The organism is Streptomyces sp. NPDC058457 (assembly GCF_042720695.1).
Taxonomy (GTDB): Bacteria; Actinomycetota; Actinomycetes; order Streptomycetales; family Streptomycetaceae; genus Streptomyces.
Genome location: NZ_JBHXLU010000031.1, coordinates 80,460 through 93,973, shown reverse-complemented (window position 1 = coordinate 93,973; position 13,514 = coordinate 80,460). Strand labels below are relative to the sequence as shown.

Sequence of the window (13,514 nt, the reverse complement as noted above, 5' to 3'; positions counted from 1 at the left end):
GTCCCCAACTCCCTTTTCCGGAGAGTTCCGTGAAGCTTCGTTCCTGGTCCCTCGCCGCCGCCCTCGCCCTGACCGCCCTGGTGGCACCCGCGCAGAACGCCTCCGCACACGCGGCCGCGCCCGCCTGTCCCGACGGCTCGGTGTGCTTCTGGAGCGGGGAGGGCTTCGGCGGCGACTACTGGGAGTGGACGTCCCGCAGCGGCTACCGCGACATGCCGCCGAACCTCCACGACAACGTCGGTTCCTTCGTCGCCTCCACCCGCGCCTGCTTCGTCAACTGGTCGCCGACCGAGAAGCGCGACGTCTTCAACGGTGACTGGCGCTCCCAGTACCGCGGTGACTTCGGCGGCCGCATCGACGGGGTGGGGGCGGGGGCCTGCTGACCTCGGCCGGGCCGGGGCGCCTCCCGGGGACGTCCGCCCCACGAAGCGCCCGCGCCGGGCCGGTCCCGGGACGGCGCCCTGCCCGTCACCCGAGGACGTCTCGCGCGACTCCGTCCTGGCGTTGCATCAGGGACCGCCAGGTCGCGAGGGTCCCGGGGTGCGCGTCGAGCCAGGCGCGCTGGACGACGGCCAGTCTGGTGTAGGCCGTACGCAGGTAGTCGGTGTCGGACTTGCAGCGGACGTCGGCCTTGGCGACCGGGTTGGTCGCGAAGTCGGTGTCGCGGGGGAGGCTGTTGAGCAGGCGGACCGGGTCGTCCGTCTCGACTCCGGCGGCCAGCATGCAGCGCGCCCAGCGGGCGTCGGCCGCGCGGAAGGCCGGGTCCTTGTCCAGGTTCTTGCGGGCCTGCTGTTCGCCCTCCCCGAGGTCGATGGTCACCTGGAGCCACCGCCGGCGCTGGGAGCCCAGCAGTCGCTTCTTGGCCTCGGCCTGGCAGCCCGTGGCCGGCACGGACACCTTGATGAGCTTGCCCCGGGCGGAGATACGCCGGTCGGCGGGACCGTAGAGCGCGACGAGGAACGCCTTGCTCTCCGGCTGTTCCGACGCACCCGGTTCGGGGGCGGCGGTGGCGGTGGCGAGCGACTCCAGGCCGAACGGCAGCGGGTGGTCGACGGTGGCCGCGGTCGGCCGGGGGACGGCGGCCGGCGTGTACCGGTAGCCGCGGGCAGCCATGCAGGTGATGGTCAGTCTCCGGACCGCCTGGTCGATCCGCCATCGCCGATCGCTGGGCGCGTGCCGGAGCGGGTAGAAGGGCAGGCGGGCACTCAGGCGGCCGATGTCCGGCCCCGGCTGCGGGGTGCCGGTCGCGGACGGACCCGGCCGGTCGACGTACACCCAGGCGGCACAGGCGACGACGACCACGGCGGTCGCGAGTGCGGCGAACTTGCGCGTTACCAAGGTCTTCCTCCTCCCAGCAGGGTGGATCCGGCGGCACCCCGCCGGATCCACCACAGGGCGCGGGTCAGTCGTCCCAGCAGCCGCCCGGGTTCGAGGTCGTCAGCGAGAGAGAGCTGGCCGACCCCCCGACGATGGCATCCGCGTCGCCGCCGGGCGCGACGCAGAAGACCATGCCGCCGCCGTAGTTGATGTCCAGGTAGTACCTGGAGTAGTAGCTGCCGGTGGAGGAGTTGCTGGCGTACCCGACGTTGTCGTTGACGGTCGAACCGGAGCCGGCGGTGCCGTACGTCGTGCTGTTGAAGGTGTCGTTCGTGAAGTTGCTGTCGCTGTTGAAGTACGAGTGCCTGGCGCTGCTGAAGGAGGACCAGAACACGCAGTGGTACCCGGAGGAACAGTGGGTGCCGGCCGATGCCGGGGAGGCCGTGACGACTCCGCCGACGGTGAGCGCGGCGGCCAGGCCGGCGGTCGCCGCCAACACCCTGCGCGACCGGGCCGTCCTGGACCATATTGTCATAGACATGACATTCCTTCCTGTCGGTCTAGGGCTGACCCGCACCACCCTGGCAGCGGCCCGCCCGGTTTCCCATGCTTTGCGGCCACAGCCGAAAAGCCCAGGTCAACAGCGAAAATGCGGCATATCCGGTGATCCGCAGACGCATCAGTTCATGTCTGAATAACACCTGTGACAGGTGTTGTCAGCCGTGTCCGGCGGCGGCCATGATGACTCGTCCGGCCACAACTGGCCGGAAAACGGGGGGCGGCCGCCGTGCTGCGGCCGGACGGGGGGACCGTCATGCTGCGCATCCATTTCACCGAGGCCGATCTGGCCCGCACCCGGCTGGCGTCCGAGCCGGATCCGCTCTGGGAGATCGCCCTGAGCCTGCACCGGTTGCAGACCCAGCAGGGGCGCAGCGCACACGCGGAGTGGTACCGGACCACCCGCGGCCGGCTGGCGGACGAGGGTCTGGAGGCGGTCTTACGCCACCTCCTGCTGCCGCTCTTCCCCAGATCCGCGTACTTCCCGGACTTCCTGACCCCGCCGGAAGGCACCCAGGGCCTCACGGCCGGACTCGCGGCGATGGTGGACACCCCCGCCGACCGGGTGCGCCGGGAGGTGGCGCGCTTCATGTCGGTGGGGGCACCGCAGTGGGCACCGCGCCTCACGGAGCGCGGGACGCGCCAGGACCTGGCGGGCGCCCTGCGGCGGTACCACGAGGTCGCCGTGGCGCCCTACCGGGAGCGGGCGCTGGCCCGGGTGGAGGCGGACCGCTCGGTCCGGGGGCGGTCGCTGCTGGCCGACGGCGTGGACGGGCTGCTGGGCGGGCTGGGGCCGCAGATGCGCTGGGAGGCCCCGGTGCTCCATGTGCACTATCCGGCGGAGGAGCGGGACCTCAGGCTCGCCGGACGCGGGCTCCTGCTCGTGCCGTCGTACTTCTGCTGGGGCCCGCCGATCGCGCTGGCCGACTCGGCGCTGCCGCCCGTGCTGGTCTACTCCCTGTTGCGCGAGACCCGGCCGGCCGTCGTGGGCCGGCCGCTCGGCGCGCTGCTGGGCCGGACCCGGGCCCGGGTGCTGCGCGGCATCGTGCCGGGCGCGACCACCGGCGAACTGGCCCGGCTGGCCGGGGTGTCGGCGCCCACGGTGAGCGAGCACATCACGGCCCTGCGGGACGCGGGGCTCATCAGCAGCCTCCGGTACGGCACGAGCGTCCTGCACACGCTCACCCCGCTCGGGGCGGCCCTGCTGCAGGGCGCGGAGCGGTCGGCGGCCCCGGTTCCCTGAGCCGCGGTCAGCCCAGGTGCGTCGGCGCGAACATCCGCAGCAGGGCCGGGAGTACGACCACCGAGGGACCCGGCGCGGCGAGGGCCTTCGCCAGGTCGGTCTCCAGGGTCTCGGGGGACGTACGAACGCCCGGCACGCCGAAGGACTCGGCCAGGGCCACGTAGTCGGGGCGGGACAGTTCCGTCGCCGTGGCCTCGCCGAAGGCACCGGTCATGTACTCGCGCAGGATGCCGTAGCCGCCGTCGTCGACGATCAGCCAGGTGACGGGGAGGTCGTGCTGACGTGCCGTCGCCAGTTCGGCGACGGAGTACAGCGCGCCGCCGTCGCCCGACACCGCGAGCACCGGGCGGGTGGGGTCGGCGGCGGCCGCGCCCAGCGCCGCCGGGAAGCCGTAGCCGAGGCCGCCCGCGCCCTGGGCGGAGTGCATGAGGTTCGGCGCCTGGGCGTCGAACGCCGACCAGGCCCAGTACGCCAGGATCGTCATGTCCCAGAAGGACGGGGAGCCGGCCGGGAGGGCGCGCCGGACCGACGCCAGCACCTCCTGTTCCAGGGTGAGTTCCTGGGCGGCGATGCGGGCGGCGACCTGGTCGAGCACGGTCCGTACCCGCTCCGGGGCCGACGGGTCCTCGCGCGGGGCCACCGTCTCAAGGAGCGCCTGGAGCGCGAGGCGGGCGTCCGCGTGGATGCCGAGGGCCGGGTGGTTGGACTCCAGTTTGCCGAGGTCCGCCTCGATCTGGACGACCCGGCCGCGCGGCTTGAACGTGTGGTAGTTCGAGGAGAGTTCGCCGAGGCCCGAGCCGACCACCAGCAGGACGTCCGCGTCCTCCAGGAAGTCCGTGGTGTGGCGGTCCTCCAGCCAGGACTGGAGGGAGAGGGGGTGGTGCCAGGGGAACGCGCCCTTGCCGCCGAAGGTGGTCACCACGGGCGCGTTCAGCGTCTCGGCCAGCTGTCGCAGCTTGCCGGAGGCGTCCGCCCGTACCACCCCGCCGCCCGCGATGACCGCCGGGCGGACGGCGCGCGACAGCAGGTCGGCCGCGACCGCGGTCAGTTCGGGGCGCGGCGGGAGTTCGTCGGGGGTCGCGTCCACCGCCGTCACCACGGGCAGCGCGGTCTCGGCGAGGAGCACGTCCTGCGGGATCTCCACCCACACCGGGCCGTGCGGGGCGGTCAGCGCCGACTTCCAGGCCGCCGCGAGCGCGGACGGGATCTGCGACTGGGTGCGGACGGTGTGCACCGACTTCACCACGCCCCGGAACGAGGCCGCCTGGTCCGGAAGTTCGTGCAGGTAGCCGTGGCGGCCGCCGCCCAGGCCCGCCGTGGGGATCTGGCTGCTGATCGCCAGGACGGGCGCGGAGGCGGCGGCCGCCTCGTGCAGCGCGGCCAGCGAGGTCAGCGCACCGGGGCCGGTCGAAAGCAGCAGCGGGGCCGCCTCGCCGGTGATCCTGCCGTAGGCGTCCGCCGCGAAGCCCGCGTTGTTCTCCACCCGCAGGCCGACATAGCGCAGCGAGGAGCGGCGCAGGGCGTCGAACATGCCGAGGGCGTGCTGGCCGGGCAGCCCGAAGACGGTGGTCGCGCCGAGCCCGGCCAGGGTCTCCACGACCAGGTCCCCGCCGTTGCGGCCGGCGGGCGGGTTCAGGGCTGCGGCCGTCTGCGCCTCCGTCGGGCGGAGCACCAGGTCGTGGTCGTGGGTCACTTCGAGCGCGCCTCGGCAATCTGTCGGGTCATGATCGTGGTCAGTTCGTACGCCGTGTGCGAGGCCGCCACCGAGGTGATCTCGGCGTGGTCGTACGCGGGGGCCACCTCGACGACGTCCGCCGAGACGAGGTGGCATGCGGAGAGACCGCGCAGGATCTCCAGCAGTTCCCTGGACGTCATACCACCGGCCTCGGGCGTGCCGGTGCCCGGGGCGTGCGCGGGGTCCAGGCAGTCGATGTCGATCGAGATGTAGAGGGGCCGGTCGCCGATGCGCTGACGCAGCTGGTCGGCCACCTCGTCGGCGCCCCGGCGGTAGATGTCCGCCGAGGTCACGATGCCGAAGCCCATCTTCTCGTCGTCGGTGAGGTCCTGCTTGCCGTACAGCGGCCCGCGGGTGCCGACGTGCGAGAGGGCGGAGGTGTCCAGGATCCCCTCCTCCACCGCCCGCCGGAACGGGGTGCCGTGCGTGTACTCGGCGCCGAAGTAGGTGTCCCAGGTGTCGAGGTGGGCGTCGAAGTGGAGGAGCGCGACCGGGCCGTGCTTCTTGGCCACGCTCCGCAGCAGCGGCAGGGCGATGGTGTGGTCGCCGCCGAGGGTCATCAGCCGGGCACCGGTGCCGAGGAGCTCGTCCGCGGCCGCCTCGATCGTCTCGACGGCCTCGTTGATGTCGAAGGGGTTGACGGCGATGTCACCGCCGTCCGCCACCTGCGCCAGCGCGAAGGGGGACGCGTCCTGCGCCGGGTTGTAGGGGCGCAGCAGCCGGGACGCCTCGCGGATGGCGTTGCCGCCGAAGCGGGCGCCCGGCCGGTACGAGACGCCCGAGTCGAACGGCACGCCCACCACCGCGACGTCGGCGCGGCCGACCTCGTCGAGGCGGGGCAGCCGGGCGAAGGTCGCGGGACCGGCGTACCGCGGGACGCGGGAGGAGTCGACGGGGCCGCGGGGCGTCTCGTTGCCGCTCATGAGGTGCTGCCTTCTTTCCTACGCTTCATCGCGTACGTACCGCTATGCACTGCTTGTGCTATGACTCTACTGGTGGGCCGGGACCGGTTCGGACGCGAGTTCGGGGGTGCCCCGGCCCGCGAGCCGCTCGCGCCAGTTCGCCAGCACGGCCGCGTCGGTCGGCCGCGTCGCCAGGGAGACGGCGACATAGGCGACGAGGGAGGAGAGGAGGCCGTAGTAGACCGGCTCGTTGGCGAGGATGCCGTAGCCCGCCATCAGGCCGATCACCGCGAGGCCGCCGACGGTCACGGCGGCGAGGGCGCCCTGGACCGTGCCGCGCCTCCACAGCAGCCCGCCGAGGATCGGCACGAGGAGGCCGCCGACGAGCAGGTTGTACGCCACGGTCAGCGCCTCGACGACATTGTTGAGGGCGATGGCCGTGCCGATCACCCCGATCCCCATGACCAGGATGAAGACCCGGTTGCCCCGCACCTCGTCGTGTTCCCGTGCACCGGACCCGGCCCTCTCCCGCAGCCGCGACCAGATGTCGTTGTTGGCGACGGTCGCGCAGGCGATCAGTGCACCGGAGGAGGTCGACATCACCGCGGCCAGGGCGGCCGCCAGCACCAACCCGCGCACACCGACCGGGAGTTCGTCCTTGACGATGGTCGCGAAGGCGTCGTCCGGGCTGCCCAGCTTCGGGTACAGCACCTTGGCCGCCGTCCCGATCACCGCCCCCGCAAGGGCATAGACCAGGCAGTACGTGCCGGCCACCGTGCCGCCCCACTTCGCCGTCCGGTCGCCGCGCGACGTGAAGACCCGCTTATGGGGAGGTATGGCTGGTCCTGCCCGATGAGCATGCCGAAGGTGTGGATCAGCACGTAGGTGAAGATCGTCTCGCCGCCGATGCCCAGCGGGTCGAAGTAGGTCGTCGGCAGCTTCGCCTTCATCGCGCCGAAGCCGCCCGCCTTCACGACGGCGATGGGGAGCAGGAGCAGCAGCACGCCGATGGTCTTCACCACGAACTGGACCATGTCCGTCAGCGTGATCGACCACATGCCGCCGAGCGTCGAGTACGCGACGACGATCGAGCCGCCGAGGATGATCGCGACGGTCCGGTTCATGTCGAAGAGGACGTCGAAGATCGTGGCGTACGCGATGGTCGAGGTGACGGCGAGCATCAGGGTGTACGCCCACATCACGACACCCGAGATCACGCCCGCCCGGCCGCCGTACCGGAGATCCAGCATCTCGGAGACGGTGTACACCTTGAGGCGGGCGATCCGGGCCGAGAAGAAGACGGAGAGGGCGAGCAGCCCGAGGCCGATGGTGAAGACCATCCAGGCCCCGGACAGCCCGTACTGATAGCCCAGTCCCACACCACCGATGGTGGACGCGCCGCCGAGGACGATCGCGGCCATGGTGCCGGAGTACATGACGGGCCCGAGCTGGCGCCCGGCCACCAGGAAGTCGCTCTTCGACCTGGCGCGGCGCATGCCCCACCAGCCCATGGCCAGCATGCCTGCCAGATAGATCACGATCACTGCGTAGTCGACGGCCACAGGGCCCTCCTTCGCTGGGGGTCTCGCCGGCGGGTGACGGTCACCGACACTAGGGGGCCGGGAAGCGGCTGCGAAGTGTACGTTTCATCCATTCGAGCCGTACCGGATGAGGGAAACGCACACCATGCCGGACCCCGCGGTTCCCCCCACGCCACCGGTGCCCCTCGCGGCCCTGCTGGCCCGGGAGGACCTCGCCCTGCGCCTGATCGCCGGCCCGTCCGACCCCGCCCTGGTGATCCACTGGGTGCACACCTCGGAGATGGCCGACCCGTACCCGTACCTGCTGGGCGGGGAGCTGCTGCTGAGCGCCGGGGTGCACATCCCGGACGCGGCGGGCTCGGGCACCTACTTCGACGACTACGTCGGGCGGATCGTGGCGGCGGGCGGCGCGGCCCTCGGCTTCGGGGTGGCCCCCGTGCACGACACGGTCCCGCGCGCCCTGGTCGAGGCCTGCGACACCTACGGCCTCCCGCTCGTCGAGGTCCCGCCGCAGACCACGTTCACCGCGGTCGCCCGCGCGGTCTGGCAGCTGATGGCCCAGGCCCGCCTCGCCGAGCTGCGCCGCGTAACCGAGGCCCAGCAGAGCCTCGCGGCCGCCGCGGGCCGCCCCGACCCGGTGCCGTCGGTCCTGCGGCAGCTGGCCCGGCGGGTGGGCGGCTGGACGGCCCTGTACGGCCCGGAGGGCGCGGAGATCGCGTCGGCGGGCCGGGAGCCGGAGGCACCGGTACGCGACTCACTGGCCGAGCTGACGGAGGTCGTACGACCGTCGGGCCCTGGCACCCCCGCCTCCGCGACCCACGCCACGGCGGGCACCCACCTCGCGGCCTACGCCCTCAGCACCGGCTTCACCCTCGGAGTGGCCACCCCGGCCCGCGAACCGGGCGACCACACCATCGCCTCGGTGGCCACGGTCCTGCTCACCCTCCTCACCGGCGAACAACAGAGCGGCTCGGGCGCGTCCCGCACCTCGGCACTCGTACGACTGCTGCTGGGCGGCAGCCCGGAGGAGGTGGCGCCCCTACTGGGCAAGGGAACCAACTGGTTCGTCGTACATGCCTGCCCGAACGACCAACGTGACCGTCCCCACCTTCTTCCAGGGGCGCGGGACCCTATCGATATGCGGCTCCGCCGCGGGGCGCGACCAGCCCCCACACACCCGCAGCCGCCGGACCTCCTGGCCGCCACCGCACTGGGCGCCGCACTCGGCTCCACCCTCATCGACCCCGTAGGGGACATCGTCCAAGTCCTGGTCCCCGCCGACCGAACCCCTCACCCACAACCCGGCTGGACCCTCGGCGTCAGCGACGCAGTCCCCCCGCAGCAGCTGTCGGCCGCAGCCGCGCAAGCGGCCCGCGCACTGGCCCGAGCCCGAGCGACCCGCACCTCGCTGCTGAGGCACGGCAGCCGCCCCGGCCTGGCCGAACTCGTCCCGAGGGAAGAAGCGCAGGCCCACGCCCGCGCCCTCCTCGGTCCCCTCGCGGAGCGCCCCGCCCTCGTCGAGACGCTGCGCACCTGGCTCTCCCTGCACGGCAGCTGGGACCGTACGGCGGTCGCCCTGTCCGTCCACCGCAACACCGTGCGGCAGCGCATCGCCCGCTGCGCGGAGCTCCTCCGCGTCGAACTCGACGACCCGGACGTCCGGATGGAGCTGTGGTTCGCCCTGCGGCAGGAGTGAGTGACGCACGTCCCAGCGGGCGATACGCAGGGAAATCGCGCAGTGCGCTGCCCCACAATGAAGCCATGCCGATACCCGGGACGCCCAGCCGCGCCGAGCTCGTAGAGCACCTTGTGAAGACCCGTATCGCGGGCGATGTCGCCACGCCCCGCGAGAACAACCTGCTCCACTACCGCAAGCTGGCCAACGGCGAGCGCAACTGGTGGCTGGGACTGGAACTCGGCGACCGCTGGACCGACGAGCAGGACGTGCTGGCCGTGATGGCCGAGCGGGTCGGGGTGAACGACGACCCCGAGTACCGGTACGGCCAGGACACCATCGACCCCGAGCTGACCGTGGACGGCCTGAACCGGCTGGCGGCCCGGCTGCGCAAGGCGGCCGAGGGGCGGCAGCGGGTGCTGTTCGCGACCGGCCACCCGGGCGGTCTGCTGGATGTACACCGGGCGACGGCGGCCGCACTGCGCACCGCCGGCTGCGAGATCGTGGTCATCCCGGACGGCCTGCAGACGGACGAGGGATACGTCATGCAGTTCGCCGACGTGGCGGTCCTCGAGCACGGCGCGACGCTGTGGCACACGCACTCCGGGGAGCCGATGAAGGCCATCCTGGGCGGCCTGGAGCGCGCGGGCAGGCCGCAGCCCGACCTGGTCGTCGCCGACCACGGCTGGGCGGGCTACGCGGCACAGGTGGGCCTGGACTCGGTCGGATACGCGGACTGCAACGACCCGGCGCTGTTCCTGGCCGAGTCGGAGGGCACCCTCCAGGTGGCCGTACCGCTGGACGACCATGTGCTCAGCCCGCGGTACTACGACCCGATGACCGCGTACCTGCTGGCCGAGGCGGGACTGGCCTGACATCTGACAGAGCGATGTGCGGCCCCCTCAAGCGGGAGCCGCACATCGTGGCCTGGCCTAGACCCTCGGTTCCTGGGCCGGTTGCGCCCGGTCGGTTCAGCCGAAACCGAAACCGTTGAAGCCGCCGAAACCGTTGAAGCCACCGAAGCCGCCGAACCCGACGGTGGGGACGACCACGACGGGGATGACCGGGACGACCGGGACGAACCCGAAGTTGCTGAAACGGCAGCCGTTGTTGAACCCGCCGCCGAACCGGGAGTTGTTGCAGCCGAAGCCGCCGGTGACCACGCTCTGATGAGTGGAGGCGGGGGCCGCCGAGGCGGTGCCCGCGGCGCCGATCGCGGCTCCACCGGCCAGCATCAGGCCGGCGGCGGACATCGCGGCGATGCGCCTCGCGCGCTGTACTCGCATGGGAAATACCTTTCTGCCGGACTTACGTCCGCTACGCGGCACGTCCGCTATGCGGCACATGCACTGTGCGGCATTTCACTCATAGAGCTTAATTCCGGACAAGACAGACGGCACGTCGGGTGATCACCGACCGTGATCCTCCGAGCTCACCGGCCCCGGATTCGGTCCGGAGCCGACTCGGCGGTCGGCCCCGGTGTGGGGTCCAGGTACACCCGGCCGATCGCCGGGAACGCGGCCCGCAGCCGCTGCTCGGCCCGCTCGCAGGCCCACTCGATCTCGGCCGCCGTCGACACGTCCCGGAAGTCCACCTTGGCGGCGACCAGCGCCTCCTCCGGGCCCTGCACCAGCGTGGTCAGCTCCAGTACGGCCACGATGTGCTCGGACTCCAGCAGCACGGCGCGGATCCGCTCCCGCACGGGCCTCGGCAGCGGCCGCCCGATGAGCAGCTCGGCGTTGGACCGGCCCAGCACCCAGGCGACGTACAGCAGGAGCAGGCCGATGAGGAGGGAGGCGAGGCCGTCCCAGACGCCGGAGCCGGTCAGCTGGCCGCCGAGCAGCCCGCCGGCCGCGAGCACCAGCCCGACGAGCGCCGCCGAGTCCTCCATCACCACGGCCTTCACGGCGGTGTCCGGGGTGTGCCGGAGGTACAGCTTGAACGGCGCCTCGAAACGGGCCGCCTCCCCGCGCGCCTGCCTGAGCCCCGTGCGCAGCGAGAGGCCCTCCAGCACGAAGGCGACGGCGAGCACGACGTACGACACCAGCGGGTCGCCCGGTTTCTCCCCCACGGCCAGGGTGTGGATGCCGTCGTAGAGGGAGAACACGGCGCCGCCGACGAAGGTGGCGACGGCGGCGAGCATGGCCCAGATGTACCGCTCGGGGCCGTAGCCCAGCGGATGCTCCTCGTCGGCCGGTTTCTCGCTGCGCTTGAGGGCGGTGAGCAGCAGCAGCTCGGTGACGGTGTCGGCGACCGAGTGCGCCGCCTCGGAGAGCATCGCGCTGGAGCCGCTGATGACTCCGGCGACCGCCTTGGCGAGCGCGATCCCGAGGTTGGCGACGGCGGCGACGATCACCGTGACGGTGCTCTCGCCGCCGCCCTGTCCGGCTTGTTCGAGGTGTTCGGCTTGGGCCATGCCCCAGTTCTACCTGGGGACGCGGACCACACCCTCCTGGATCACGGAAATGGCCAGTGAACCGTCCTGGGTGTAGATCCGGGCCTGGCCGAGCCCGCGGCCGCCGTGCGCGGACGGCGACTCCTGGTCGTACAGCAGCCACTCGTCGGCGCGGAACGGACGGTGGAACCACATGGCGTGGTCCAGCGACGCGCCCACCACGTCCCCGACCGCCCAGCCGCCGCGGCCGTGCGCGAGCAGGACGGAGTCGAGGAGGGTCATGTCCGAGACGTAGGTCGCGAGGACGACGTGGAGCAGCGGGTCGTCGTCGAGTTTGCCGTTCGTCCGGAACCAGACCTGGCTGTGCGGCTCGCGCGGCTCGCCGTACCTGCCGAACGGCGGCTCCTCGACGTACCGCAGGTCGATCGCCTCGCGGGCCTCAAGAAACTTCTCCACGACAGCGGGGTCGAGGTGGCCGTAGTCGCGGAAGCGCTCCGCCGAGGTGGGCAGGGTCGCCGGGTCGGGCGCGGCGGGCATCGGGGCCTGGTGGTCGAGGCCCTCCTCGTCCAGCTGGAAGGAGGCCGACAGGGCGAAGATCGGCCGGCCGTGCTGGACGGCGACCGCGCGCCGGGTGGTGAAGGAGCGGCCGTCGCGGATGCGCTCGACGGTGTAGACGATGGGTGCGCCCGGGTCGCCGGGGCGCAGGAAGTACGCGTGCAGCGAGTGGGCGTGCCGGTCCGCCGGGACGGTGCGCCCGGCGGCGACCAGCGCCTGGGCCGCGACCTGCCCGCCGAACACGCGCGGGACGACGGCGGACCGGGACTGGCCGCGGAAGATGTTCTCCTCGATCTGCTCCAGGTCGAGCAGGTCGAGGAGATCACTTAGTGCCTCGTTCATGGCACCTTTTCTACTGGCCGGTAATTGCGGGGACCTTACAGGCCCATGTCCTTCGCGATGATCGTCTTCATGATCTCGCTGGTGCCGCCGTAGATACGGTTGACACGGTTGTCCGCGTACAGGCGGGCGATCGGGTACTCGTTCATGAAACCGTAGCCGCCGTGCAGCTGGAGGCAGCGGTCGATCACGCGGTGCGCGACCTCGGTGGTGAACAGCTTGGCGCTGGCGGCCTCGGCCGGGGTCAGCTCGCCGGCGTCGAGAGCCTCCGTGGCCCGGTCGACGACAGCCTCGGCCGCGTCCACCTCGGCCTGGCAGGCGGCCAGCTCGAACTTGGTGTTCTGGAAGGCGGCGACGGGCTGGCCGAAGACGACGCGCTCCTGCACGTACTGCTTGGCGAACCGGACGGCGGCCTTGGCCTGCGCGTAGGCGCCGAAGGCGATGCCCCAGCGCTCGGAGGCGAGGTTGTGGCCGAGGTAGTAGAAGCCCTTGTTCTCCTCGCCGAGGAGGTCCTCGACCGGGACCTTGACGTCGACGAACGCGAGCTCGGCGGTGTCGGAGGTCTTGAGACCGAGCTTGTCGAGCTTCCGGCCGACCGAGTAACCCTCCGCCTTCGTGTCCACCACGAAGAGGGAGATGCCGTGCCGGCGGTCCTCCTTGGTGGGCGCGGCGGTCCGGGCGCAGACGATCATCCGGTCGGCGTGCACGCCACCCGTGATGAAGGTCTTGGCACCGTTGAGGACGTAGTGCGTGCCGTCCTCGCTGAGCTTGGCGGTGGTCTTCATGCCCGCGAGGTCGGAGCCGGTGCCCGGCTCGGTCATCGCGATGGCCCACATCTCCTCGCCGGAGACGAACTTCGGCAGGTACTTCTTCTTCTGCTCGTCCGTCGCCAGCAGCTTTATGTACGGCAGGCCGAGCAGCACGTGCACACCGGAGCCGCCGAAGGCGACGCCCGCACGGGCGGTCTCCTCGTACAGGACGGCCTCGAACTTGTAGGAGTCGATGCCGGCGCCGCCGTACTCCTCGTCGACGCGGATGCCGAAGACGCCCAGCTCGGCGAGCTTGTAGTAGAACTCGCGGGGGGCCTGGCCAGCGGCGAACCACTCGTCGTACACCGGTACGACCTCGGCCTCGATGAAGGCGCGGATGGTCTCCCGGAACGCCTCGTGATCCTCGTCGAACAACGTACGGCGCACGGCCGCCACCTCCACGGACTTCGGCATGTCTAAGCGCTTGCTCAGACTCCAAGGTACC

General features: G+C 71.8%; 12 protein-coding genes and 1 pseudogene. 4 read left to right on the top strand and 9 right to left on the bottom strand.

The window, feature by feature from the left end; translation table 11 throughout:
* The first annotated feature begins 29 nt into the window (after positions 1-29).
* Positions 30-383 carry a peptidase inhibitor family I36 protein gene (locus ACFWPS_RS24500; protein ID WP_383708288.1) on the top strand — a complete coding sequence of 118 codons (354 nt, stop codon included), beginning with the start codon at positions 30-32 and terminating at the stop codon, positions 381-383.
* Positions 384-468: 85 nt separating this feature from the next.
* Here the strand turns inward: ACFWPS_RS24500 and ACFWPS_RS24495 are convergent, their stop codons facing one another.
* A complete protein-coding gene (locus ACFWPS_RS24495; protein ID WP_383708287.1) occupies positions 469-1,338 on the bottom strand; it encodes a hypothetical protein in 870 nt (289 codons plus the stop codon).
* Positions 1,339-1,402: 64 nt separating this feature from the next.
* A complete protein-coding gene (locus ACFWPS_RS24490) occupies positions 1,403-1,858 on the bottom strand; it encodes a hypothetical protein (protein ID WP_383708286.1) in 456 nt (151 codons plus the stop codon).
* A 273-nt stretch (positions 1,859-2,131) separates the two neighbouring features.
* Here ACFWPS_RS24490 and ACFWPS_RS24485 point away from each other — a divergent pair, with 273 nt between their 5' ends.
* Positions 2,132-3,118: an ArsR/SmtB family transcription factor gene (locus tag ACFWPS_RS24485; protein ID WP_383708285.1), complete on the top strand. Its 987-nt coding sequence runs from the start codon at positions 2,132-2,134 to the stop codon at positions 3,116-3,118.
* A gap of 7 nt (positions 3,119-3,125) precedes the next feature.
* Here ACFWPS_RS24485 and ACFWPS_RS24480 read toward each other — a convergent pair whose 3' ends face one another.
* From ACFWPS_RS24480 to ACFWPS_RS24470, 3 genes and pseudogenes are all read right to left on the bottom strand, one after another.
* Positions 3,126-4,811: a thiamine pyrophosphate-binding protein gene (locus ACFWPS_RS24480; RefSeq protein ID WP_383708284.1), complete on the bottom strand. Its 1,686-nt coding sequence runs from the start codon at positions 4,809-4,811 to the stop codon at positions 3,126-3,128.
* Positions 4,808-5,776, bottom strand: a complete 969-nt coding sequence (gene speB / locus ACFWPS_RS24475; protein WP_383708283.1) for an agmatinase — start codon at positions 5,774-5,776, stop codon at positions 4,808-4,810. Before speB ends, ACFWPS_RS24480 begins: the two co-directional genes overlap by 4 nt.
* 66 nt (positions 5,777-5,842) lie before the next feature.
* Positions 5,843-7,317, bottom strand: a pseudogene (locus ACFWPS_RS24470) (sodium:solute symporter).
* A 124-nt stretch (positions 7,318-7,441) separates the two neighbouring features.
* Here ACFWPS_RS24470 and ACFWPS_RS24465 point away from each other — a divergent pair.
* Positions 7,442-8,992 carry a PucR family transcriptional regulator ligand-binding domain-containing protein gene (locus tag ACFWPS_RS24465; RefSeq protein WP_383708282.1) on the top strand — a complete coding sequence of 517 codons (1,551 nt, stop codon included), beginning with the start codon at positions 7,442-7,444 and terminating at the stop codon, positions 8,990-8,992.
* Between the two features lie 65 nt (positions 8,993-9,057).
* A complete protein-coding gene (locus ACFWPS_RS24460; protein WP_383708281.1) occupies positions 9,058-9,846 on the top strand; it encodes a phosphatase in 789 nt (262 codons plus the stop codon).
* 96 nt (positions 9,847-9,942) lie between these two features.
* Here the strand turns inward: ACFWPS_RS24460 and ACFWPS_RS24455 are convergent, their stop codons facing one another.
* The 4 genes from ACFWPS_RS24455 to ACFWPS_RS24440 form a co-directional block, all read right to left on the bottom strand.
* Complete coding sequence (locus ACFWPS_RS24455; RefSeq protein WP_383708280.1) at positions 9,943-10,257, bottom strand: hypothetical protein; 315 nt, start codon at positions 10,255-10,257, stop codon at positions 9,943-9,945.
* Positions 10,258-10,403: 146 nt separating this feature from the next.
* Positions 10,404-11,387 carry a cation diffusion facilitator family transporter gene (locus ACFWPS_RS24450; RefSeq protein WP_383708279.1) on the bottom strand — a complete coding sequence of 328 codons (984 nt, stop codon included), beginning with the start codon at positions 11,385-11,387 and terminating at the stop codon, positions 10,404-10,406.
* Positions 11,388-11,396: 9 nt separating this feature from the next.
* Positions 11,397-12,263, bottom strand: a complete 867-nt coding sequence (locus ACFWPS_RS24445; RefSeq protein ID WP_383708278.1) for an acyl-CoA thioesterase — start codon at positions 12,261-12,263, stop codon at positions 11,397-11,399.
* Between the two features lie 35 nt (positions 12,264-12,298).
* Positions 12,299-13,456 carry an acyl-CoA dehydrogenase family protein gene (locus tag ACFWPS_RS24440; protein ID WP_383708305.1) on the bottom strand — a complete coding sequence of 386 codons (1,158 nt, stop codon included), beginning with the start codon at positions 13,454-13,456 and terminating at the stop codon, positions 12,299-12,301.
* Positions 13,457-13,514 lie beyond the last annotated feature (58 nt).